The organism is Promicromonospora panici (genome assembly GCF_900608595.1).
Classification (GTDB): domain Bacteria; phylum Actinomycetota; class Actinomycetes; order Actinomycetales; family Cellulomonadaceae; genus Promicromonospora; species Promicromonospora panici.
In genome coordinates this window covers 189,374-211,275 of the sequence record NZ_UWYY01000013.1, presented here as the reverse complement: position 1 = coordinate 211,275, position 21,902 = coordinate 189,374, and the positions used below count along the sequence as shown (strand labels likewise).

The following is a 21,902-nucleotide window of genomic DNA, read 5'->3' as shown; positions in this document are numbered from 1 at the left end:
GATCGTGATTCACGATTGATCCATGGAGCTCCAGCAGATGCGATACGTCGTGGCGGTCGCCGAGACGGCCAACTTCACCCGCGCCGCGGAGCGCTGCCACGTCGTGCAGTCCGCGCTGAGCCACCAGATCAAGCGGCTCGAGCACGAGCTGGGCGCCACGCTCTTCGCGCGCACCAGTCGGAGGGTGAGCCTGACGCCGGCCGGTGAGGCGTTCCTGCCCGCCGCACGGCAGGCCCTGGAGGCCGCCGAGCGCGCCGCCGCCGACGCCGCGGCCGCGGTCGGTGAGGTGCGCGGACGGCTCAGCGTCGGCGTGATCCCGACGGTCGCGGCCGTCGACGTGCCCGCGGCTCTGCGCGACCTCCGCCACCGTCACCCGCAGGTGCGCGTGACGCTATGCGCCGGATCGAGCGACGACCTGACCTCGGAGGTGGCCGACGGGCGGCTCGACGTCGCGTTCCTCGGCCTGCCGAGCACCGCACGGCCGACGGGCGTGCGCAGCCACGAGCTGGCCCGCGACCGCCTCGTCGCCGTCCTCGCGCCCGACCACCCGCTGGCCGGTGCCGAGGACCTCCGCCTCGCGGACCTCGCGGCCGAGCCGTTCGTCGATTTCCCGTACGGGTCCGCCGGGCGAGCCCAGACCGACCAGGCCTTCGCCCGCTCTGGACTCAGCCGGGACGTCGCCTTCGAGGTGACCGACGCACCACTCATGGCCCAGGTGATCCGCCACGGGCTCGCGATCGGATTCCTGCCCTCGACGTACCTCCAGCGCGCCCCGGAGCTCGGTGGTCTGGTCACCGCCGACGTCACGAACGCCCCGAGCCGTGTCGAGTACGTCGTCTGGAGCAAGGCGGGACCGACACCCGCCACGCTCGCGTTCCTGACGGCGATCGGGCTCCCACGGGCATGACGGTCAGCCCTCACCCCGCCCCGTAGAACACCCGCTCCATCACCCCGCGCGCCCGCCGCGCCACCCTCAGGTAGAGCTCCTCGAGCTCCGGCCCCGTGCCGACGTCGCCCAGCAGGCGCGCGATCCCGGTCAGGGCATGGCTGTCGTGCGGCAGCATGTCGACGCCGGAGCCCGTGGTCCGGCCCGACCACAGCACGATCGCCGACCGCAGCCGCGACGCCAGCCGCCACGCCTCCAGCAGCACCTCGGCGTCGTCGCCGGTCAGGAGGTCCGCCTCCCGGGCCGCCTTCAGCGCCGAGACCGTGCCGGTCGTCCGCAGGCCGGGCACCTCGAACGCGTGCTGCAGCTGCAGCAGCTGGACGGTCCACTCGACGTCGGACACCCCGCCGCGCCCGAGCTTCAGGTGCCGCGCCGGGTCGGCGCCGCGCGGCAGCCGCTCCGACTCGACGCGCGCCTTGATGCGCCGCACCTCGCGCAGGACCGCCGCGTCCGGCCCGCCCTCCGGGTACCGCAGCGGATCGATGAGCGCCGTGAACCGCGCACCGAGCGACACGCCGCCCTCCGCGCCGGGCCCAAGGTCGAGTTCAGGGCGGACGACGGACGCCCCGCCGGCTCCGCCCCCGCCCGCCGTCGCGCCGCCGTCCGACAGCGACGCCACCACCGCACCCTCGTCCGGGCCACCCGCGGCGACCACGCTGAGCGTCCCCGAGAGGGCCCGCGCCCGCAGGAGCGCCTGCGCCTCCCAGGGCGAGGACCAGCGGTCGTAGTACTCCACGTACGACTCGAAGGACCGCACCAGCGGCCCGTTGCGCCCCTCGGGCCGCAGGTCGGCGTCCACGGGCAGGCTCGGCTCGGGCCCGACGGCGGTGAGGATGCGCCGCATGTCCTTCGCCACGGTCAGCGCGTAGTCGTTGGCCTCCTTGTCCGGCGCGCCGCCGACCGCCTCGTACACGAACATGATGTCCGCGTCCGACCCGTAGCCCATCTCCTGGCCGCCGAGGCGGCCCATCGCGACGATGAGCAGCCGGGCGGGCTCGTCCCCGCGAGTGACCTTCCGCTCGGTGCGCGCCTCGTGCTCCGCGATGCGCAGCCCGCCGGCCAGGACGACGTCGGCGGCGTCCGAGATGGCCCTGGCCGCGCTGACCGGGCCGAGCGCGCCCAGCACCTCGGCGACGCCGGTGCGCGCCAGCTCGCGCCGGCGCAACGCGCGCAGTGCGACGGTGGCGCTGTCCACCTCCTGGGCCCGCCCGAGCAGCGCGTCCGCCTCCGCCGCCAGCCGCCGCACCCCGCGCGGCGCCAGCGACTCCGACTCGGCGAGCCAGCGCACCGACTCCGGGGAGCGCCCGATCGCGTCCGCGAGGTACCGCGACGAGGACAGCACCTGGGCCAGGTGCGACGCCGCCTCGGCCGAGTCGCGCAGCAACCGCAGGTACCAGTGGGTCCCGCCTAGGGTGTCCGACAGCTTGCGGAACGCGAGCAGCCCTTCGTCCGGGTCGGCGCCCTCGGCGAACCAGCCCAGCAGCACCGGCAGCAGCTGGCGCTGGATCGCCGCCCGCCGGCTGACGCCGTCGGTCAGTGCCTGGACGTGGCGCATGGCGCCTGCCGGATCGCGGTAGCCGATGGCGGCGAACCGGGCCATGGCGGCCTGCGGCGCGAGCGACGCCTCGCCCGTGGACAGCAGCGCCGTGGCCGGCAGGAGCGGCCGATAATAGACAGCCTCGTGCAGGTCGCGCACCTCGCGCCGCACCGACCGCCAGGTCTTGACGAGGTCGTCCGCGCCGCCGACGCCCAGTCCGCGGGCGAGCCGCCGCAGGTCGTGCTCCGCGGTCGGCATGAGGTGGGTGCGACGCAGCCGGAAGAGCTGGATCCGGTGCTCCAGGGTCCGCAGGAACCGGTAGCACTCCCCCATCCGGCCGGCATGGTCGCGCCCGACGTAGCCGCCCTTCGACAGCGCCGCCAGCGCGTCGAGGGTGGTCCGCGACCGGATGTCCTCGTCCGCGCGCCCGTGCACGAGCTGCAGCAGCTGCACGGTGAACTCGACGTCGCGCAGGCCGCCCTTGCCGAGCTTGATCTGCCGGTCTGCCTCGGCCACCGGCACGTTGTCCTCGACGCGCTTGCGCATGGCGCGGGCGTCCTCGACGAAGTTCGGCCGCTCCACGGCCTGCCACACCAGCGGCCCGACGGCGGCCACGTACTCCTCGCCCAACGCCACGTCGCCCGCCACCGGACGCGCCTTGAGCAGCGCCTGGAACTCCCACGTCACGGCCCACCGCTCGTAGTAGGCGACGTGGCTGGCGAGCGTCCGCACGAGCGGCCCCTGCTTGCCCTCCGGCCGCAGCGCCGCGTCGACCTGCCACAGCCCCGGCTCCGCCGAAGCGCCGGAGCACACCTGCGCGAGCCGTCCCGCGAGCCGCGAGGCGACCCGCAGGGCATGGTCCTCGTCGCACGCGGGCGCGCCGTCGGGCAGCCGGCCGGGCTCGGCGACGTAGATGACGTCCACGTCCGAGATGTAGTTCAGCTCGCGGCCGCCGGTCTTGCCCATCCCGAGCACGGCCAGGCGCACGCCGGCGGCGTGGTCGTCCTCCTCCGAGCGGGCGATGGCCAGCGCGCCCTCCAGCGCGGCGGCCGCCAGGTCCGCGAGCGCGGCGGCGACGGCGGGCAGCACGACCGTCGGGTCGGACGCGGTGACGTCGGTGGCGGCGATCCGCAGCAGCCGCGCCCGGTAGGCGCGCCGCAGGCGGTCGGTGTACGACGGCGGCTGGTCCTCGCCCGGCACGACCGGTTCGTCGGGGACCCGCGTGCCCGCGACGGGCGCCTCGACGTCCGGGTCCGCGTCGACGGCGCGCAGCAGCTCGGCGCGGACCTCCCCGGCCGGCACGTCGATGCCCGGCGTGCAGTCGCAGATCAGGCCGAGCAGCGACGGATGCCGGACCAACTCGTCACCGAGTGCCGACGACGCGCCCAGCACGCGCAGCAGCCGGTCGCGCGCGGTCGGCCGGGGCGGTTCGGCGTCGTCGGACACCGCTGCCTCCACGTCGCCGCGGGGCTCTGCCGGCGTTCCCTCCGGGACCGCGAGGACCGGGTGCAGCCGGTCGGGAGCTGCCGCCGCGAGGCGGACGAGCTGCAGCAGCGCGAGGTCCGGGTCCGCGACGGCGGCGAGCGCACGCAGCAGAGCAGCGTCGGCGGGCTCGAGGGCGACCGAGCCGCGGTCGGGACCGACGCTGCGATCGGCGCCCGCACCGTCCCCGGACCGGCTGTCGCGGACCGAGACCAGGTCGGGGTCCCGCCACAGCGAGGCCGACCGGGTGAGGTCGGCGAACCCGGCCCGGATCAGATGGGTCGTCAGGGTCTCGGGTCGGCGGCTCTGCACCCCCTGACCCTACGACGCGAGCGCCCTCTGCTGAAGTAGAACTGTGGCGAGGTAGGACTGGAGCACAGCTGCGCTCCTACCTCGTCCTGGTCCTACCTCGCCAAAGTCCTACCTCGCCACGGTTCTACCTCGCGAACCTCTACTTCAGAGCTGGAGGAAGCGCTTGAGCTCGAACGGGGTGACCTGGGCGCTGTACGCCTCCCACTCCTCGCGCTTGTTGCGCAGGAAGTAGTCGAAGACGTGCTCGCCGAGCGTCTCGGCCACGAGCTCGGACCTCTCCATGAACTGGATGGCCTCGTCGAGGTCGCGCGGCAGCGGCGCGATGCCCAGGGCGCGGCGCTCGGACGGGGTGAGCTCCCAGACGTCGTCCTCGGTGTGGTCCAGGAGGTCGTAGCCCTCCTCGATGCCCTTGAGCCCGGCGGCCAGCAGCACGGCGAACGCCAGGTAGGGGTTCGCCGCGGAGTCCAGCGCGCGGTACTCGATGCGCGCCGAGTTGCCCTTGCCCGGCTTGTACATCGGCACGCGGACCAGCGCGGACCGGTTGTTGTGGCCCCAGCTGACGTAGCTCGGGGCCTCCTGCCCGCCCCAGAGCCGCTTGTAGCTGTTGACGTACTGGTTGGTGACCGCCGTGATCTCACCCGCGTGCACCATCAGGCCCGCGATGAACTGGCGCGCCGTCTTGGACAGCTCGAACTGGGCGCCGGGCTCGTAGAACGCGTTGCGGTCGTCCTCGAACAGCGACACGTGCGTGTGCATGCCGGATCCGGGCTGGTCGGCCAGCGGCTTGGGCATGAACGACGCAAACACGCCCTGCTCCAGCGCCACCTCCTTGACCACCGTGCGGAACGTCATCAGGTTGTCCGCGGTCGTCAGCGCGTCGGCGTAGCGCAGGTCGATCTCGTTCTGCCCCGGGCCGGCCTCGTGGTGGGAGAACTCGACCGAGATACCCATGGACTCGAGCATCGTGATCGCGGCGCGGCGGAAGTCGTGCGTCGATCCCCGGGCCAGGTGGTCGAAGTACCCGCCCTGGTCGACCGGCTCGAGCTTCGAGTCGGTCTTGGTGAGCTGGTTGAAGAGGTAGAACTCGACCTCGGGGTGCGTGTAGAAGGTGAACCCGCGGTCGCTCGCCTTCGCGAGGGTGCGCTTGAGCACGTTGCGGGAGTCCGCCAGCGACGGCTGCCCGTCCGGCGTCAGGATGTCGCAGAACATGCGACCGGTGCCGTGGCGTTCACCACGCCATGGGAGGACCTGAAAGGTGGTCGGGTCCGGCTTCGCGACCATGTCCGCCTCGAAGACCCGGGTGAGCCCCTCGATGGCGCTGCCGTCGAAACCGATGCCCTCGGTGAACGCCGACTCCAGCTCCGCGGGCGCCACAGCTACCGACTTCAGCACACCGAGCACGTCGGTGAACCAGAGCCGGATGAAGCGGATGTCGCGCTCCTCGACCGTGCGGAGCACGAACTCCTGCTGCCTGTCCATGGGCCCATCTTGCACTAAACCTGTTACAGGCGCGTGTACCGGGCATGGACTACGGGTCGTAGGCTTTCCTGCGGCACTGACGCCGCCCGAACCACAGGAGGACCATGTCCGCCCACACCTCACCCACACCGGGTCCCAAGCGGGTCCGTGTGCACCACCTGGCGGAGGCCAAGGCCCGGGGCGAGAAGCTCGCGATGCTCACCGCGTACGACGCCGTGACCGCCGCGATCTTCGACGCCGCCGGTATGGACATCCTGCTCGTGGGTGACTCCATCGGGAACGTCATGCATGGCCACCCGACCACCATCCCCGTGACGGTCGACGACATGATCCCCGCCGCGCGCGCCGTCGCCCGGGCCACGAAGCGTGCCTTCGTCGTGATCGACCTGCCGTTCGGCTCCTACGAGGCCGGCCCGCAGCAGGCCCTGGAGACGTCGGTGCGGATCTTCAAGGAGACGGGCGCCGACGCCGTCAAGCTCGAGGGCGGCGTCCGCTCGGCGCCGCAGATCCGCGCGCTGACCGACGCAGGCATCCCCGTCGTCGCGCACCTGGGCTACACGCCGCAGTCGGAGAACCTGCTCGGCGGGCCGCGCGTCCAGGGCCGCGGCGACGCCGCCGTGGAGCAGCTGGCCGCGGACGCGCAGGCGGTCGAGGAGGCCGGCGCCGTCGCCGTCGTCCTGGAGATGGTGCCCACGGACGTCGCCGCGCGGATCACCGAGATCGTGCGCATCCCGACCATCGGCATCGGCGCCGGGCCGCACTGCGACGGCCAGGTGCTGGTGTGGACGGACATGGCGGGCATGACCGGCTGGTCGCCGCGGTTCGCCCGGCGCTACGCCGAGCTCGGCGCGGCGCTGCAGCAGGCCGCGGAGGACTACGTGACCGAGGTCAAGGACTCATCGTTCCCGGACGAGGAGCACTCGTTCAACAAGTAACCGCCCCAGTCGTAGTTGTGGGCGCGATCGTTGCGCCTAAACCGGGCAGGTAGTAGCAACGATCACGCTCACAACCAAGGGGTTACTTGTTGCGCCACTCCTCGTCGTCCTTGTCCCAGGACTCGCTGCGCGCCTTCGCGTTCGCCAGCGCCCGCTCGGCCTCGGCGCGGGTGCCGTACGGGCCCATCAGGTGCGTCCAGGAGGACCGGTGCCCCTCCTCGACCTCACCCGTCTCGGTGTTGTACCAGTACTGCTCGCCAGTGCTCATGAGACGATCCTGGCATGAGTGACCTGGCGTTCGGCATCGACATCGGAGGTTCCGGGATCAAGGGTGCGCCCGTCGATCTCGTAGCGGGCGAGTACGCGGACAAGCGGACCCGTATCCCGACCCCTCAACCGTCCACCCCGCAGGCGGTGGCAGACGTGCTCGCCAAGCTCGTGGACACCTATCAGCTGTCCGACGACGTGCCGATCGGCGTCGCGTTCCCCGCGCCCATGCAGCACGGCGTGGTGCGCTCCATGGCGAACCTCGACCAGTCCTGGACCGGCGTGGACCTGCCGGCGCTCGTCCAGCGAGCGACCGGCCGCCACGCCGTCGCGGTGAACGACGCCGACGCCGCGGGCGTGGGCGAGGTCCGGTACGGCGCCGCCCGGGACGCCGACGGCGTGGTGCTGGTGGCGACGCTGGGCACGGGCATCGGCTCGGCCCTGGTGGTCGACGGCGTCCTGGTGCCGAACACGGAGCTGGGGCACCTGGAGATCGACGGGCACGACGCCGAGTCGCGCGCGGCCGACTCGGCGCGCGAACGCGAGGACCTGTCGTGGGACGAATGGGCCGAGCGCCTGCAGCGCTACTTCGGCGTCGTCGAGGACCTGCTGTCCCCCGACCTCATCGTCGTGGGCGGCGGCGTGAGCAAGCATCACGAGAAGTATCTGCCGAGCCTGCACCTGCGTGCGCCGATCGTCCCGGCCCAGCTGCGGAACGCGGCGGGCATCGTGGGCGCCGCGGCATTGGCCGCGGGGCGCTGAGGACAGGCGCCGGGCCTGCGGGCCGGGCCCTCTCACGAGGGAGCGCCGGCGGCTGGTCCGGTCAGGCCTCGCGGACGACGGCCGGCTCGGCGGACTGCGCGAACAGCGCGTCCACCCCGAGCATCTCGATGACGCTCCGGACCACCGGCGGCGGTTCCGGAAGGCTCACGGTCAGCCCGTCCTGCGTCCCGTAGGTATACATCTGCATGAGGAACGCGACGCCGGTCGAGTCCATGAACGTCACCCGCGAGGTGTCGATCACCACCGACTTGGCCCGCTCGAGGGCATTGGCTATCGCAGCACTGGACTCACCGCGCAGGGAGACATCGATCTCTCCCCACATGCTCACGACACTCGTGCGGGACTGTTCTTCGAACATGATCCCGCCCGTGCGCCCCCTGCTATCGAATTCCGTGTTGCTCACTTGCATCGCCCCTGTTCATTGCTCCCCGACATGGCCGCCGGAACGGGTCGCCCGACCCCCCGGGCAACTCTGGGAGATTGCAACGCCTTCGTCGCGATCACGGGAAGCCTACATCCGTGAAGATCGCAAGTGGAACAGCCAGCGAGGGTTACATTTCCCCCTCAGGACTGGTATAACCTACCTTTTCTATGGTCAAACCGGAACATTCCTCCCCGGCAGATCGGACATATAGGCGCCATGTTGGACGTTCGTCCAAGAAAAAGATTCACAAGATTTAATTCTCCGACGATCGATTCGGACCATCCGGCCCCTCTGCGGCCCGGGGATTGCGAACCGTTGGCGCGCTTTCCTTCTCCCATGCGTCGAGCTGCATAGTGAGCGCCTTGGCAAGCTCGAACACCTGCTGCGGAGGAATGCGCACGCGGGAGACCACGCGGCCCGGCACGGTAATCGACGTGACTTCGCCCGACTCCGGATCCGAGACCGGGCTCGGTGGCTGCTTCACGGCGATGAAGTCCAGGATGAACGACGTCGGCGTGTGCCATACGGACGCGAAGTCGGCGGGCACGCCGGTCTCCATCTCGTCGGGTACGTCGATCTGGAACTCCTGGGGAAGCTCGTCGGACGACACTAGGGCTCCTCGATTGGCCGGGCGGTTCCCCGACCGTACCGTGGGCCCGGTTGGCGCGACAGTGGAAACGGACTCCTAGGACATATGTGTCTCCGGCGACGCTCCGGGGCCAAAAAGATGCGGCCCTGCGGCGGCCCGGGGCACTAGACTCGCGCGTCCGTTCCCACGAACATCCCCCGCGCAGACTCCTGGAGGGTCCCCCATGCCTGCCGACGTGCCCGAGCTCATCCAGGAGCGGGAGTTTCTCGCCGAGGCCCGGTCCCAGCTCGGCCGGATGCGCGACCGGGTCGCCGCGCTCGACGGGCGCTACGCCGGTGACCGGATCAGCGCGGACGTGCTGGAGGCCACCCTCGCGCGGCGGATGGAGCAGCTCACCGACGATCCCGCGATCCCGCTCTTCTTCGGCCGCATCAACATCGAGGAGACGGACGAGACCTTCCACATCGGACGACGTCACGTCTCCGACCCGGACGGCGAGCCGATGGTCGTGGACTGGCGCGCCCCGGTGAGCACCCCGTTCTACCGGGCGACGCCGAAGGAGCCGATGGGGATCACCGCGCGCCGGCGGTACGGCTTCGCCCGCGGCCACCTGACCGGGTTCGAGGACGAGCCCCTGAGCCGCGCCGGCCGGCCCGCCGGCACGGCCACCGCGCACTCGGAGATCCTCGAGGCCGAGATCGAGCGCCCGCGCACCGGCCCGATGCGTGACATCGTCGCGACAATCCAGCCCGAGCAGGACGTCATCGTCCGCATGCCGCTCGAGCGCACCCTCGTGGTGCAGGGCGCGCCCGGCACGGGAAAGACGGCGGTCGGGCTGCACCGCGCGGCCTACCTCTTGTACGCACACCGCGAGCAGCTCACCCGCCGCGGCGTGCTCGTCGTCGGGCCGAACAAGAGCTTCCTGCGGTACATCCGCGACGTCCTGCCGGCGCTCGGCGAGATCCACGCCAGGCAGGCGACCATCGAGGAGATCGTCGGCGACCACGCTCCGGTGCGTGCCGCCGAGTCCGCCGACGTCGCGACCCTCAAGGGCGACGGCCGGATGGCGGCCGTGCTGCGGCGTGCTGTCTGGTCGCATGTCGGCACCCCGCAGGACACGCTGGTCCTGCCGCGCGGCTCCTTCCGCTGGCGGGTCCCGGCGTACGAGGCGCAGCACGCGATAGAGCAGATCAGGGCGCGCGACGTGCGGTACGCGCTGGGCGCGGCGCAGCTCCGACATGCCCTTGCGCACCGGGTGCTGATCCAGATCGAGGAGAGGGGCGACGCGCTCGACGACAAGGCATGGGACGTCCTGGCCCGGACGAAGCCGGTCCGGGACTACGCGGCGGCGGTGTGGCCCGCGGTCGAGCCGCGCAAGCTGCTCTTCCGGCTGTTCTCCGACTCGCGGTTCCTCGCCGAGTGCGCGGAGGGCATCCTGTCCGACGCCGAACAGCTCCTCCTGACCTGGGATCGACAACCCCGCACGCCCGGCTCCGCCCGCTGGACGACGGCGGACCTCGTGCTGCTCGACGAGATCTCGGACCTGTTGGACCGCGCCGAGTCGGTGGCGCACATCGTCGTCGACGAGGCGCAGGACCTGTCCGCCATGATGCTGCGCGCCCTCGGGCGGCGCGCCGCGACGGGCTCGCTCACCGTGCTCGGCGACCTCGCGCAGGCCACCACGCCCTGGGCGTCGAGCGACTGGTCCGACGTCCTGGGCCACCTCGCCAAGCCCGACGGGCACGTGGAGCAGCTCACGGCGGGCTTCCGCGTGCCCGCCGACGTGATCGACCTCGCCGCCCGCCTGCTGCCCAGCATCGCGCCCGGCCTGGAGCCCCCGACCGCCGTCCGGCGGGCCCGCGGGCGACTCACCCTCACTGCCGCGCCGCTCGAGGACGTCCTCGTGGGGATCCCCGGCCTGGAAGGCTCGGTCGGCCTGATCGTGCCCGACGCCGCCGTGCCCGACATCCGCACGACGCTCGCCGCCGTCGGGCTCACGTTCGCGGTCGTGGGCGAGCAGGACGACGCTCCGGCCTCCGACAACGCGGCCGACCCGGACGACACCTCCGAGTTCGACGCGCACCTCGACCTGGTGCCCGCCTCGCTGGCGAAGGGCCTCGAGTTCGACCATGTGGTCCTGCACGACCCCGCCGCGATCGTCGCGGCCGAGCCGAACCACGCGACCGGCCTGCGCCGCCTCTACGTCTGCCTGACCCGCGCGGTCACGTCCCTCGTCGTCCGGCACGGCGACGACCTGCCGCCGGAGCTGGGCATCGAGCGCCTGGACGAGGCCCTGGCCGAGGCCGGCAGGAACTGAACGTCGGCCCGTGTCGAATTGCGCGCGGCCCATACGTAGCGGTGGCGGCCACCCTGATCAGCGCGTGGGCACCGCCCGGTCAGCCATAGGGGCTGGTCCACAGAGGATCGGCCGCGGCCGGGTCGACCTGGTAGGGGTGATGGCCCGCGCGGAGAACCATCACCCGGCCGGTCGCTTCCGGGTCGGTCAGCAGCTCGACGATCGTCGAGGCCACGAGCTCGGGCGCGACGAGGCCGCCGCTGCGCATTCGCTCCTCGGGAGTCATCCGGTCGAACTCCTCGACCGCACGCGGCAGCCCGATCCAGTGCGGCACCACGCAGTTCACGGTCACCGAGTGCTCCGCGGCAGTACCGACGAGGGCCGTGGTGAACCGGATCAGGCCGGCCTTCGCGGCCCCGTACTCCGGCGACCCGTACGGCGTGGACTCCCAGCCGCCGCTCGACGCGACGTTGACCACCGAGCCGCCGCCGGCAGCAGCCATGAGTGGAAGGCTCAGCTGGGTGGCCAGCATCGGCATCACCAGGTTCAGGTCGATGCTGCGCCGCCAGCTGTCACCGGACGGGTACTGCGGCCCGGGGAGCCAGCCGCCCGCATTGTTGGCCAGCGCTCTCAAGGGGCCTAGCCGGTCGGCGCTCTCGATCAGCCTCGTGATCTCCCCGGGGTTGGAGAGGTCGGCCGGCACGAAGGTGGCGGCGCCACCGCGGTCCTCGATGGCGCGGGCCTGCCGCTCCCCCGCCTCGGTATCGACGTCTCCGATGACGACGTGGAAGCCACGAGGCAGCAGCGCGGACACGATGTGACCGCCCAGCCCGCCGGCACCGCCGGACACGATTGCGACCGACCTACTCATGGAACCTTTGTATCCCTCGCCTCTGACACAACCCTGCGGACAGTGATCGTCCTGATGCGCCTGGGAGTCCTCGTGGCGCAGTTCCCGGTCCTCCCCGAGATCGCCGCATCGCTCGCAGTCACGTACCCCGAGGCCGCGAACCTCCAGGCGCCGGCCCTGTCAGCGCGCTTGACCATGTGCCAAGGACATAGTTTCGACTGGGGGCATGTCGGCGGCGCCGTGCCGACCGACAGGCCGAACAGACCAGAGGAGCGGAGCGAACCGTGGCGTGGAGCACCCGGCAGATCGCGGAACTCGCGGACACGACCGTCAACACCGTGCGGCACTACCACGAGGCGGGCCTGCTCGAGGAGCCGGAGCGCAGGTCGAACGGGTACAAGCAGTACGGCGTGCCGCACCTGCTGCGTCTCCTGCAGATCCGGCGCCTCCGCGATCTCGGCGTGCCGCTCGCGCAGATCGAGTCGCTGGGGCGCGCGGACGAGGACCCGGTCGAAGCCCTACGGGTGCTCGACGCTGAGCTCGAAGCGACCATCGAACGGCTGCAGCGCGCGCGGTCGGAGCTCGCCCTGATCCTGCGCCATCGGGCTCCCGCGGATCTGCCGCCCGGCTTCAGCTCAGTCGCAGACGCCCTGCCGGAACCGAACCGGTCGCTGGTCATGATCTATTCGCAGGCGTACGACGAGTCGGCGATGAGCGACCTCCGCCAGATGCTGGAGGAAACACCCCGCACGGACGCCGACGAGGAGTTCGAAAGCCTCCCTCCGGACGCGGACCGGGCCACACGAAGCCGTCTTGCCGAGTACTTCGCGCCGATCATCGCGCGGCAGAAGGCCGCCTACCCGTGGCTCAACGACCCCACGTCGCGCTCGGCGAAGAGCACGGCGACTCTCGAGAGCACGATCGTCGAGTCGCTCCAGGAGCTCTACAACCCCGCCCAGCTCGAAGTGCTCTACCGCGCGGACCTGATCACCAGGGGAAAGACCGACGAACGGTTGGACGCCGCCGACGAACGGACAGATCCATGAGCGAACCCACGATGGCGGAGCTCCTAGGCTCCAACCTCTTCGGGACAGCGTTCATCGCCAACCACTGACCCGGCGGCAATACCTTGTCGCGGCAGGGTACGACTTAACCTTGGGTTCCGTGGAGCTGACCTGCTCTGGCGGCACCGGTGGAGAGGAAGGTCGATGGCGCGAGCCTCGCGGACGCAAGAGGTGGTCGAACAGCTGCTCGACGCCATCATCGACGGCAGGCTCGAGACGGGCGGGCCGCTGCCGCCGGAGGGGGTGCTGGCCGAGGAGTTCCACGTCTCCCGGCTCACCCTGCGCGAGTCCGTGCGGCTGCTCCAGGCACAGGGAGTCATCGTGCAGGTGCCCGGCCGCCGGCACCGCATCGCGCCGGTGAAGGAGTGGACGGGTCTCGAGGCGGTGGTGCGGCACGCCCGCAGCGCCGGTGAGCGGGAACGCTCCTCGCTGGAGCTGCTCGAGGTGCGCATGATGATCGAGACCGGTGCCGCACAGCTCGCCGCCGGGCGCCACGGCGAGTCCGACATCGTGGAGATGCGACGGGCGGTCGAGCGGATGCGCAAGGCCCACGCGGAGCCGGACGTGGCCGCTTTCGTGGCCGCCGACCTGGAGTTTCACGACGTGATCCTGCGGGCAGCGGACAACCACATCCTCGTCGCGGCGCTGCTGCCGCTGACGACGATGCTCGCCGAGACGCGCAGCGAGACCAGCGCCGTCCCCGAGATCCGCGAGCACGCGATCGCCCAGCACGAAGCCGTGGTCGAGGCTGTTCTGTCCCGCACCAGATATCTGATATCTGATAGCCGCTCAATCTCATAGCCACCGTCGGCCACACCGCGAACAAGGGAGTTCTCGTGGATATCGAGACACTGCTCGACACCGTGCCCTCCGCCGCCGAGGTCACCGCCTCCGACGTGCGCGCCGAGAGCGACCCCGACGCCGTCCTCGTCGTCCTCGACGACGACCCCACCGGGACGCAGTCCGTCGCCGGCCTCCCGGTGCTCACCCGCTGGGAGCCGGCAGACCTGGACTGGGCGTTCGCGACCGGGGCCCGCGCCGTCTACGTGCTCACCAACACCCGCTCCCTCGACGAGGAGACCACCGTCGGGCGAAACCGCGAGGTCGTCGCGGTGGCATTGGCCGCCGCCAGGCGGGCGGGCAAGCGCCTCACCTTCGTCTCCCGCTCCGACTCGACCCTGCGCGGCCACTTCCCGCTCGAGGTCGACACGCTCCGGGACGCCATCGTCGAGCACGGCGGCCGCGCGCCCGCCCTCACCCTGCTCGTGCCCGCGTTCCCCGACGCCGGCCGCATCACCGTCGACAGCGTCCACTACTGGGTGGTCGACGGCGAGGTCACCCCTGTGGGCCAGACGCCGTTCGCGCAGGACGCGACGTTCGGCTTCGCGGCGTCCGACCTGCGCGAGTGGGTCAAGGAGAAGACCGGTGGGCGCATCGCCGCCGACGACGTCGCCGCGCTCACCCTCGGCGTGATCCGCCGCGGCCCTGACGCCGTCGCGGACCTGCTCCGCTCGCTCCCCGCGGGCACCGTCGTGGCGGTCGACGCCGTCCGCGAGTCGGACCTGCGCGTCGTCGCGATCGCCCTGCACCGCCTCGACCGGGAGGGCACCGGATCACTCCTGCGCGTGGGCCCGCCGTACGTGCGCGCCCACATCGGCCAGGAACTCGCGGAGCCCGTCACCGCCGACCGGATCGACTTCGCCAACGAGCGCGGCGGCCTCGTCGTCGTCGGCAGCCACGTGCCGCTCACCACGGCGCAGCTCAAAGCGCTCCGCGCCGCGCGCCCAGGCACCGCGACGATCGAGCTCGACGTGCGCAGCCTCATCGACGGGCGGCGCGACGCGCACCTGGCCGCCTCGGCCGACGCGGCGGCGAAGGGCCTCGGGGAGGGCACGGTCATCGTCCACACCAGCCGCGAGCTGGTGACCGGCCGGGACGGTGCGGAGAGCCTCGACATCGCCCGCAAGGTCTCCAGCGGCGTGGTCGAGCTCGTCGCCCGGGTGCTCGATCTCGCGCCGCCGCGGTTCGTCATCGCCAAAGGCGGCATCACCTCCAGCGATGTCGCCTCGGAGGCGCTGGGCATCCGCCGCGCGATTGTCGTCGGCCCGATGCTGCCCGGCCTCGTCTCGCTCTGGCAGCCCGAGACGGGCCCCGCCGTCGGCATCCCCTACATCGTCTTCGCGGGCAACGTCGGCCAGGCCGACTCGCTCGCGGAGGTGGTCGGCAAGCTCGCCGACTGAACACCCCTGCAGTCCCACCCGAACAAACCCCGCTCAGAACAGGAAGTAACGCTGTGAACAGCAAAGTCGCTGTCATAGGCCTCGGCGCCATGGGCTTGCCCATGGCGACCCGGCTGGCAGAGCAATTCGACGTCGCAGGCTTCGACATCGCCGCCGAGCGGCTCGCCCTCGCCGCCGATCGCGGGGTCACCCCCGCAGGTTCAGCGGCCGACGCCGTCCACCAGGCCGGGACGGTGCTCGTCGCCGTCCGCACCGGCGAGCAGCTGCACGAGCTGCTCTTCGGCGAGGCCGGCCTCGCCGAGCACCTGGAGCCCGGCGCCGTCGTCGTCCTCACCAGCACCGTCGGCACGGACGGCATCGCCGCCATCGCCGAGCGGCTGGCCGAGCACGACGCTCGCCTGGTCGACGCGCCACTCTCCGGCGGCCCGGTCCGTGCGGGCGAAGGCGACCTCCTGATCGTCGTCGGGGCCGAGCCCGCCGCGCTCGCGAAGGCAAAGCCGGTGCTCGACCAGCTCGCGTCGACCCTCTCGGTCGTGGGCGATCACCCCGGCGACGGGCAGGCGCTCAAGACCGTCAACCAGCTCCTGTGCGGCGTCCACATCGCCGCCGCTGCCGAGGCGCTCGCCCTCGCCGACGCGCTCGGGCTCGACACGGAGCGCACGCTCGAAGCGCTCACGGCCGGCGCCGCCGGCTCCTTCATGCTCGGCAACCGCGGACCGCGCGCCCTGCAGGCCTACGACGAGGACGGCGCCGAGGTGCTCAGCCGGCTCGACATCTTCGTCAAGGACCTCGGGATCGTCGGCAAGGCCGCGCGCAGCGCCCACCTCGCCGCGCCCGTCGCCGCCGCGGCCGAGCAGCTGTTCCTGATCGGCGAGGCACAGGGCCTCGGCGCCCTCGACGACTCCGCGGTCATCCGCGTCGTCGCGCCGGAGCTGCGGAAGAACGGGGCCCAGTCATGACCTACTCGCTTCCGGCCCTCATCCTCATCGGGCTCGCAGGCATCGCCCTGCTGCTGCTCCTGATCGTCAAGTTCAAGGTCCAGACCTTCTACGCGCTGATCCTCACGTCAATCCTCGTCGGCGTCGCGGCGGGCCTGCCCCTGACCACGGTTCCCGCCACCGACACCGACCCCGAACAGCTCGGCGTCGTCCAGGCCATCATCGCGGGCGTCGGCGGCACCCTCGGATCCGTCGCGGTGCTGGTCGCGCTCGGCTCGATGCTCGGCAAGATCATCGAGATCTCCGGCGGCGCCGAGTCGCTCGCCGGGAGGTTCACGAGCCTGCTCGGCCCCAAGCGGGTCGCCGTCGCGCTCACGGCCGCCGCGGCCATCCTGGCGATCCCGGTCTTCTTCGACGCCGGGTTCATCATCCTCATCCCGATCATCTACGCGTTCTCGAAGGCCGCGGGGCTCAGCCCGGTCAAGTTCGGCCTGCCGGTCGCGGGGATCATGCTCGCCGTCCACGTGGCGGTGCCGCCCCACCCCGGGATCGTCGGCGGAGCCGCCCTGCTGGGGGCCGACGTCGGCTGGATCACGATCCTGGCCCTGGCCATCTCGGTCCCGGTGGCAGTCACCGCCTACTTCCTCTCGAAGGTGCTGAACCGTCGCGAGGTCGCGATGATCGGGGCGACGAAGGCGATGTTCGACAGCTTCGGCACTGCCGACAGCCCGCGCACCGTCACGCTCGAGGACGGCGAGCGCGCCCCGGGCGCCGGGACGATCCTCGGGATCATCGTGCTCCCGCTGGCACTCATCATGCTGGGCACCACGATCGCCCCGCTGTTCGAGCCGGGAAGCACCTGGAACGGCCTGCTCTCGATGGTCGGTCAGCCGATCTTCGCGCTCGTGGTCGCGATCGCCGCCGCGATGTACCTCCTGGGGATGCGTCGCGGCTGGTCGGCGGCGAAGCTCGGCGAGGTCATGGAGTCGTCGCTGCCGGCGGCCGCTGTCATCATCCTGGTGACCGGCGCGGGCGGCGGCTTCGGGCGGATCCTCACCGAGACCGGCATCGGCGGCGCGGTGGCCGACGCCCTCAGCACGTCGGGCATCCCGATCCTCCTGGCCGCGTTCCTCATCTCGCTCATCCTGCGCGCCGCGCAGGGTTCGGCGACCGTGGCGATCACGACGGCGTCGGGGCTGCTGCTGCCGACGGTCGGTGCGCTCGGGCTCGACCCGATCCACCTCGCGCTGATAGCCCTCGCGATCGGCTACGGCGCGCTCGGCCTCAGCCACGTCAACGACTCCGGCTTCTGGATCGTGACGCGCTACCTCGGGCTGTCGGTCAAGGACGGCCTGCGGATGTGGACGCCGCTCACCACCGCCCTAGGGCTTCTCGGGTTCCTCGTCGTGGCTGTCCTCTACGTGGCCGTCCCCGGCGCATAGCCCGTCCGACGTGTCGGACGTACATGTCACCGGGGGTGACCTGTACGTCTGACACCGGAGAGGCCGACGACGTCGCGCGCTCAGGCTCGGCGCGCGAGGAGGCTGAACGCGTTGGGAAGGCGGCCGTCCCACGCAGCGGCCGCGTCCAGGTGCCCCGGGCGCCAGAACGGCTCGGGATACTCGTCCAGGTGCTCGATCTCGAAGCCCGCGCGCCGGCAGGCCATGACGATCTCCGACAGCGTGTGCTGACGCTCCACGGCGCCGTTGCCCGGGAACGAGTCGTTGACGTGCGAGGGCTCGAAGTAGCCGCGATCGGGGCGGACCCGGATCTCGTCCGCGTCCCAGGCCCACAGCGGCACGAGCGGATGCGCCTCGTAGACGTAGAACCAGCCGTCCGCCCGGAGCAGACGGTGCACCTCCGCGAAGAACGCAGGCAGGTCAGGAACCCAGATCAGCGCGCCCTTACCGGTGTAGACCAGGTCGGCGCAGGCATCGTCGAGCCCGCTCTCCGGCATCGCCGCCTGCGTGTACCGGCAGGGCATCCCGAGCTCGTCCGCCCGGCGCTGCGCGCTCGAGACGGCGGCCTCGCTGTAGTCCAGCCCGTGCACGGAGCGTGCCCCGAGCCGAGCCAGCGCGACGTCGTCCAGACCGTGGCCGCTCATCGGGTGCACGACCTCGGCCCCGTCGACGATCCTGCCGAGCACCGCGACCTCGGCGGGCAGGAGCTCAACGGTCCGGGCCTCTGCCAGATGCTCGGCATACTCGTTCTCGTACTTGCGCGATGCGATGGCCCATGCGGCCCGGGTCTCGTCCTCTGCGACGTCCATCCCGCCACCCTGCCAGGGCGGCCCTCAGCAGGCCAGGTCATTTGCGCGCTTCACTCGTCGATCGGCTCGCCGGTCGGGTCGTCGGCGGCGGGTGCGTCCAGCCCGCGCCCGCCGACCGGATGGGCACCCCAGGCGACCAGGCGCCAGCCGGTGTCGGGATCACCGTCGATCTCCACCAGAGCGGTGTTGGCCAGCGTCGCCCGCTCGACCCGGTCGACGTCCACGCCCGCCACGCGTGCCGACGCCCACGTACGGATCGCGGCACCGTGCGAAACCACGACCACGCTCTCCCAGCCTCGTGCGGCGATCTTCGCGACCGCCTCGTCGTAGCGCCCGAAGAACGCACGCCCGTCCAGGCCGCCCGGCATCGGACGAGCGACGTCACCACGCGCCCAGGCGAAGACCGTTCCGAGATAGCTGAAGTGCGCCTCGTGAGCCCCCGCCATCTCCAGGTCACCCGCCTCGATCTCCTGCAGGCCGGGGACGACCAGCGGCTCGATACCGCGCGCCCGGGCCAGCGGCGCCGCCGTGAGCGACGTCCGGACCAGCGGCGATACGGCTATCGCGTCGACCTGGCGGTCGCGCAGCGCGTGCGGTACCGCGGCGGCCTGACGCTCACCGAGCGCCGTCAGCCCGGGGCCGGGGCCGGCCGTGTCGAGCAGCCCGCGCACGTTCGACGGCGTCTGTCCGTGGCGCAGGAGCAGAAGTCTCATGGGGAGCATTCTCTCCGACCGCCTGCCGCCGTCCGGAAATCGCCTGAAATGCGTACCGTGACCTGGTATGCAGGCCGTGTCCGTTCCGTTACTCTAGGCCGCTATGAGCTTGGATCCCCAGTCCATCCTGACCGCACCCCCGCAGGCACGCGGTCGTCACCGGGCAGCACGCGGCCCCGTCCTGACCGATATCGCACGAGCCACCAGCGGACCGGCCGGTGTGGTCACCGGGCGCGGCGCGGTCATCGCGGCAGCCGGGTCCGGCGTGCTGCTGTCCCTGATCGCCTCGCCCGCCCAGGCGGCAACGGCCACGGAGGTCAGCACGACACTGGCCGGCGCACCCGTCCAGGGCACGCTCAACACGGCCGACCTCAACGCCCTGACCGCCCAGGCGCGCCAGACGGTCGCCGCGGCGGGCGTCGTCGCCGTCGCCCCGAACGCGGAGCTGAAGGTCGAGAAGACGGCGGTCTCCGTCGTCTCCGCCGCTGAGAACGCCGAGTACCAGGCGGAGCGCGCGGCCGAGGAAGCGGAGCGGATCGCGGCCGAGCGTCGGGCGTCGGTGGTCTCCATCGCGATGCGCTACCTCGGCGTCCCCTACGTCTGGGGCGGCACGACCCCGGCAGGGTTCGACTGCTCCGGGTTCACGTCCTACGTGTACGCACAGGTCGGGATCGACCTGCCCCGCACGTCGTCGTCGCAGCGCTACGCCGGGACCGTCGTGTCCTGGGCCGAGGCGCTGCCGGGTGACCTGATCTGGACGCCCGGGCACATCGCGATCTACGCCGGCGACGGCATGCAGATCGAGGCACCGGTCCCGGGCAAGAACGTGCGGTACACCAGCATCTGGCAGTCCGGCCCCACGTTCATCCGCGTGGGCTGAACCGCCCCTGGTGCAGGGCGGCGCTCAGGCGACACCCGCGAGCGAACGCAGGACGTCGGCCGCGCCGTGCTCGGTGATGGTGCCGCAGACCTCACCCGCGGCCGCCCGGACGTCGGCCGGGGCATGCCCCATCGCCACGGCACGGGCGGCCCACTTGAACATCGGCAGGTCGTTGTGCCCGTCGCCGACGGCGATCGTGTGCTCCTGGGCGACCCGCACACGCCGCCGGACGGCCTCCAGGGCAGTCGCCTTCGAGACGTTCGGCGGCGTCACGTCGAGCCAGTCCCCCGGGCCGATCGTCGACCCGGGTGTGGCCGTGACGTCGAACCAGCGCAGCTCGCGCGCTATCGCGGCGACGTCGGGCGCGTGGACGACGGCGCGCGTCGTCGGCGCGTCCCACAGGTCACGTTCGCGCTCGACGACGTGCTGGCGGCCGTTGAGCGCCCCGTCCGGGAACCTGGCGTTGACGCGGTAGCCCTTGCCGAGCACCTCGGTGGCGAGCAGCGCGTCCGGGATCGCGTCGTTGGCCCGCTGCAGAGCGGGACCGGCGTCGAACCGCACGGCGTCCTCGATGACCAGACGGGCCCCGTTGATCCACGCCGTCACGGCACCGTTGGAGCAGATCACGCGGCCTCGCCGCAGCCCGAGACGCTTGATGATCGGCGCCACCCCGACCAGGGACCGCCCCGTGGCGAGCACGACGTGGTGCGCCTTCGCGAGCACCTCCTGCACCGCGGCCACGGTGATGTCCGGGATCGCCCCGGCCTGGGCGAGCGTGCCGTCGATATCAAGTGCTACCAGGCGCACTGACGAGGCAAGTGCCGTCCTGTGCGACGCGGTCATCGTCTTCAGAGTCACGGTCATCTCCGGTGGGCGGGTCGGGGTCTGCCCGACGCCGGGTGCCGCCGATGTCGGACCTGTCCACTCTCACCCAGGAGGACGGGACGTTGGCACCGCATTCAGCGGGCATCTAGGGACATTTCAAAATGTCGGACGGCGCCATCACGACCTAATCGTGGGCCGGGATCGCGGGTCCCTCCCGGAGGACTCCCCGCACGTGGTCGAGCGTCAGCCCCTCCGGCTCGAGCTCCGTCAGGCACCAGGTGGCGCCGGCTGCGCCGTACGGCGCGGCGTCGGCACCGGGCTGCACGGGCACCACGAGGTCGAAGGGCGCCGCGGGATCGGCCCGCAGATCGTGGATCGTCTCGTGGATCTCCGCGAGCTGCTCGGCGTCGCGGACGCCGATCGGGAAGTAGCCGTCGAAGCGTGCCGCTCGTCGCATCGGGTTGACGCGGCCCGCGTAACCCGCGACCCAGATCGGCACCCGCGGCTGAACGGGTGTCGGCAGGAACGTGAGATCGTCCACGACGTAGTGCCGTCCGCGGTGCCGCACGGGCTGTCCCGACCACGCGGAGGCGAGGATCTCCAGCGTCTCGTCCAGCATCTCGGCCCTGATCCGGGCATCGACCTGCTCTCCCGTGCTCACGAACTCGCCGCCGTAGACGTCGTTGCCCAGCCCGACGCCAAGCGTGAGCCGACCGCCGGCGAGCTGGTCCAGCGAGGCGGTCTCCCGGGCCAGCTTCGTGGGCCGACGGCGAGCGACCGGCGTGACCATCGGGCCGAGGCGCAGCGAGTCCGTGGCGACCGCCGCCGCAGCCAGTGAGATCCACGGGTCGCCGACCTGCTCGACCGGCGCGGCCCACGTGATGTGGTCCCACAGGAAGAACCCGTCCCAGCCCACCTCCTCGGCCTCGGCCGCGAGGCGCGCTACCACGCGCGGATCGGCCAGTTCGTCGAAGAGCGGGACCCAGAACGCGGAGCGAGGCTGCGTTGTCATGCCTTCACGCTAGAGGCGCTCCCTCATCGTGAAAAGCGATGAAATCCGATCATGATGATCG

At 71.7% G+C, this 21,902-nt stretch carries 20 protein-coding genes; 10 read left to right on the top strand and 10 right to left on the bottom strand.

Annotated features, from left to right (window positions below; genetic code table 11):
* The first annotated feature begins 22 nt into the window (after nt 1-22).
* The gene (locus EW117_RS16940; RefSeq protein WP_129787875.1) at nt 23-907 is read left to right on the top strand and encodes a LysR family transcriptional regulator; all 885 of its coding nucleotides are present in this window, start codon (nt 23-25) and stop codon (nt 905-907) included.
* Between the two features lie 10 nt (nt 908-917).
* Here EW117_RS16940 and EW117_RS16935 read toward each other — a convergent pair whose 3' ends face one another.
* Complete coding sequence (locus EW117_RS16935; RefSeq protein ID WP_129787874.1) at nt 918-4,277, bottom strand: bifunctional [glutamine synthetase] adenylyltransferase/[glutamine synthetase]-adenylyl-L-tyrosine phosphorylase; 3,360 nt, start codon at nt 4,275-4,277, stop codon at nt 918-920.
* A 144-nt stretch (nt 4,278-4,421) separates the two neighbouring features.
* Complete coding sequence (glnA, locus tag EW117_RS16930) at nt 4,422-5,756, bottom strand: type I glutamate--ammonia ligase (RefSeq protein WP_129787873.1); 1,335 nt, start codon at nt 5,754-5,756, stop codon at nt 4,422-4,424.
* Between the two features lie 104 nt (nt 5,757-5,860).
* On the opposite strand from glnA, the gene panB reads away from it, so the two are divergent.
* Nucleotides 5,861-6,691, top strand: coding sequence for a 3-methyl-2-oxobutanoate hydroxymethyltransferase (panB, locus tag EW117_RS16925; protein ID WP_129787872.1), 831 nt, complete (start codon nt 5,861-5,863; stop codon nt 6,689-6,691).
* Nucleotides 6,692-6,773: 82 nt separating this feature from the next.
* Here the strand turns inward: panB and EW117_RS16920 are convergent, their stop codons facing one another.
* Nucleotides 6,774-6,959: an SPOR domain-containing protein gene (locus tag EW117_RS16920; protein ID WP_129787871.1), complete on the bottom strand. Its 186-nt coding sequence runs from the start codon at nt 6,957-6,959 to the stop codon at nt 6,774-6,776.
* Nucleotides 6,960-6,973: 14 nt separating this feature from the next.
* Here EW117_RS16920 and ppgK point away from each other — a divergent pair, with 14 nt between their 5' ends.
* Nucleotides 6,974-7,720: a polyphosphate--glucose phosphotransferase gene (gene ppgK, locus EW117_RS16915; RefSeq protein ID WP_129787870.1), complete on the top strand. Its 747-nt coding sequence runs from the start codon at nt 6,974-6,976 to the stop codon at nt 7,718-7,720.
* Between the two features lie 61 nt (nt 7,721-7,781).
* On the opposite strand, the gene EW117_RS16910 is transcribed toward ppgK, so the two are convergent.
* Together EW117_RS16910 and EW117_RS16905 are read right to left on the bottom strand one after the other, a co-directional pair.
* Nucleotides 7,782-8,099 carry an STAS domain-containing protein gene (locus EW117_RS16910; RefSeq protein WP_277986473.1) on the bottom strand — a complete coding sequence of 106 codons (318 nt, stop codon included), beginning with the start codon at nt 8,097-8,099 and terminating at the stop codon, nt 7,782-7,784.
* A 319-nt stretch (nt 8,100-8,418) separates the two neighbouring features.
* Nucleotides 8,419-8,775: a DUF3467 domain-containing protein gene (locus tag EW117_RS16905; protein WP_129787868.1), complete on the bottom strand. Its 357-nt coding sequence runs from the start codon at nt 8,773-8,775 to the stop codon at nt 8,419-8,421.
* A 202-nt stretch (nt 8,776-8,977) separates the two neighbouring features.
* On the opposite strand from EW117_RS16905, the gene EW117_RS16900 reads away from it, so the two are divergent.
* The gene (locus EW117_RS16900; protein WP_129787867.1) at nt 8,978-11,071 is read left to right on the top strand and encodes a HelD family protein; all 2,094 of its coding nucleotides are present in this window, start codon (nt 8,978-8,980) and stop codon (nt 11,069-11,071) included.
* Nucleotides 11,072-11,150: 79 nt separating this feature from the next.
* Here the strand turns inward: EW117_RS16900 and EW117_RS16895 are convergent, their stop codons facing one another.
* Nucleotides 11,151-11,921: an SDR family NAD(P)-dependent oxidoreductase gene (locus EW117_RS16895; RefSeq protein WP_129787866.1), complete on the bottom strand. Its 771-nt coding sequence runs from the start codon at nt 11,919-11,921 to the stop codon at nt 11,151-11,153.
* Between the two features lie 263 nt (nt 11,922-12,184).
* On the opposite strand from EW117_RS16895, the gene EW117_RS16890 reads away from it, so the two are divergent.
* From EW117_RS16890 to EW117_RS16870, 5 genes are all read left to right on the top strand, one after another.
* On the top strand, nt 12,185-12,946 hold the full coding sequence (locus EW117_RS16890) for a helix-turn-helix domain-containing protein (RefSeq protein WP_129787865.1): 762 nt from the start codon (nt 12,185-12,187) through the stop codon (nt 12,944-12,946).
* Nucleotides 12,947-13,108: 162 nt separating this feature from the next.
* Entirely contained in the window at nt 13,109-13,765 is a 657-nt protein-coding gene (locus EW117_RS16885; protein ID WP_129787864.1) for a FadR/GntR family transcriptional regulator, read from the top strand.
* Nucleotides 13,766-13,800: 35 nt separating this feature from the next.
* Nucleotides 13,801-15,204 (top strand): four-carbon acid sugar kinase family protein, encoded by a 1,404-nt coding sequence (locus tag EW117_RS16880; protein WP_129787863.1) that lies wholly within the window; start codon nt 13,801-13,803, stop codon nt 15,202-15,204.
* 53 nt (nt 15,205-15,257) lie between these two features.
* On the top strand, nt 15,258-16,163 hold the full coding sequence (locus tag EW117_RS16875; protein WP_277986472.1) for an NAD(P)-dependent oxidoreductase: 906 nt from the start codon (nt 15,258-15,260) through the stop codon (nt 16,161-16,163).
* A complete protein-coding gene (locus EW117_RS16870; RefSeq protein ID WP_129787862.1) occupies nt 16,160-17,584 on the top strand; it encodes a GntP family transporter in 1,425 nt (474 codons plus the stop codon). The genes EW117_RS16875 and EW117_RS16870 overlap by 4 nt, the downstream gene beginning before the upstream one ends.
* Before the next feature lie 80 nt (nt 17,585-17,664).
* Here EW117_RS16870 and EW117_RS16865 read toward each other — a convergent pair whose 3' ends face one another.
* Both EW117_RS16865 and EW117_RS16860 read right to left on the bottom strand, forming a co-directional pair.
* On the bottom strand, nt 17,665-18,411 hold the full coding sequence (locus EW117_RS16865) for a class I SAM-dependent methyltransferase (protein ID WP_129787861.1): 747 nt from the start codon (nt 18,409-18,411) through the stop codon (nt 17,665-17,667).
* Between the two features lie 50 nt (nt 18,412-18,461).
* Nucleotides 18,462-19,124: a histidine phosphatase family protein gene (locus EW117_RS16860; protein WP_129787860.1), complete on the bottom strand. Its 663-nt coding sequence runs from the start codon at nt 19,122-19,124 to the stop codon at nt 18,462-18,464.
* A gap of 103 nt (nt 19,125-19,227) precedes the next feature.
* Here EW117_RS16860 and EW117_RS16855 point away from each other — a divergent pair, with 103 nt between their 5' ends.
* Complete coding sequence (locus EW117_RS16855) at nt 19,228-20,004, top strand: C40 family peptidase (RefSeq protein ID WP_129787859.1); 777 nt, start codon at nt 19,228-19,230, stop codon at nt 20,002-20,004.
* 24 nt (nt 20,005-20,028) lie between these two features.
* Here the strand turns inward: EW117_RS16855 and EW117_RS16850 are convergent, their stop codons facing one another.
* Nucleotides 20,029-20,862 (bottom strand): HAD family hydrolase, encoded by an 834-nt coding sequence (locus EW117_RS16850; RefSeq protein ID WP_242504341.1) that lies wholly within the window; start codon nt 20,860-20,862, stop codon nt 20,029-20,031.
* Nucleotides 20,863-21,013: 151 nt separating this feature from the next.
* Nucleotides 21,014-21,841, bottom strand: a complete 828-nt coding sequence (locus EW117_RS16845; protein ID WP_129787858.1) for an LLM class flavin-dependent oxidoreductase — start codon at nt 21,839-21,841, stop codon at nt 21,014-21,016.
* Nucleotides 21,842-21,902: the final 61 nt, after the last annotated feature.

Coding starts and splice junctions, on each gene's coding strand:
- EW117_RS16940 (WP_129787875.1), top strand. CDS start 23: ATGGAGCTCCAGCAGATGCGATACGTCGTGGCGGTCGCCGAGACGGCC.
- glnA (WP_129787873.1), bottom strand. CDS start 5,756: ATGGACAGGCAGCAGGAGTTCGTGCTCCGCACGGTCGAGGAGCGCGAC.
- panB (WP_129787872.1), top strand. CDS start 5,861: ATGTCCGCCCACACCTCACCCACACCGGGTCCCAAGCGGGTCCGTGTG.
- EW117_RS16920 (WP_129787871.1), bottom strand. CDS start 6,959: ATGAGCACTGGCGAGCAGTACTGGTACAACACCGAGACGGGTGAGGTC.
- ppgK (WP_129787870.1), top strand. CDS start 6,974: ATGAGTGACCTGGCGTTCGGCATCGACATCGGAGGTTCCGGGATCAAG.
- EW117_RS16910 (WP_277986473.1), bottom strand. CDS start 8,099: ATGTTCGAAGAACAGTCCCGCACGAGTGTCGTGAGCATGTGGGGAGAG.
- EW117_RS16900 (WP_129787867.1), top strand. CDS start 8,978: ATGCCTGCCGACGTGCCCGAGCTCATCCAGGAGCGGGAGTTTCTCGCC.
- EW117_RS16895 (WP_129787866.1), bottom strand. CDS start 11,921: ATGAGTAGGTCGGTCGCAATCGTGTCCGGCGGTGCCGGCGGGCTGGGC.
- EW117_RS16885 (WP_129787864.1), top strand. CDS start 13,109: ATGGCGCGAGCCTCGCGGACGCAAGAGGTGGTCGAACAGCTGCTCGAC.
- EW117_RS16870 (WP_129787862.1), top strand. CDS start 16,160: ATGACCTACTCGCTTCCGGCCCTCATCCTCATCGGGCTCGCAGGCATC.
- EW117_RS16865 (WP_129787861.1), bottom strand. CDS start 18,411: ATGGACGTCGCAGAGGACGAGACCCGGGCCGCATGGGCCATCGCATCG.
- EW117_RS16860 (WP_129787860.1), bottom strand. CDS start 19,124: ATGAGACTTCTGCTCCTGCGCCACGGACAGACGCCGTCGAACGTGCGC.
- EW117_RS16855 (WP_129787859.1), top strand. CDS start 19,228: ATGAGCTTGGATCCCCAGTCCATCCTGACCGCACCCCCGCAGGCACGC.
- EW117_RS16845 (WP_129787858.1), bottom strand. CDS start 21,841: ATGACAACGCAGCCTCGCTCCGCGTTCTGGGTCCCGCTCTTCGACGAA.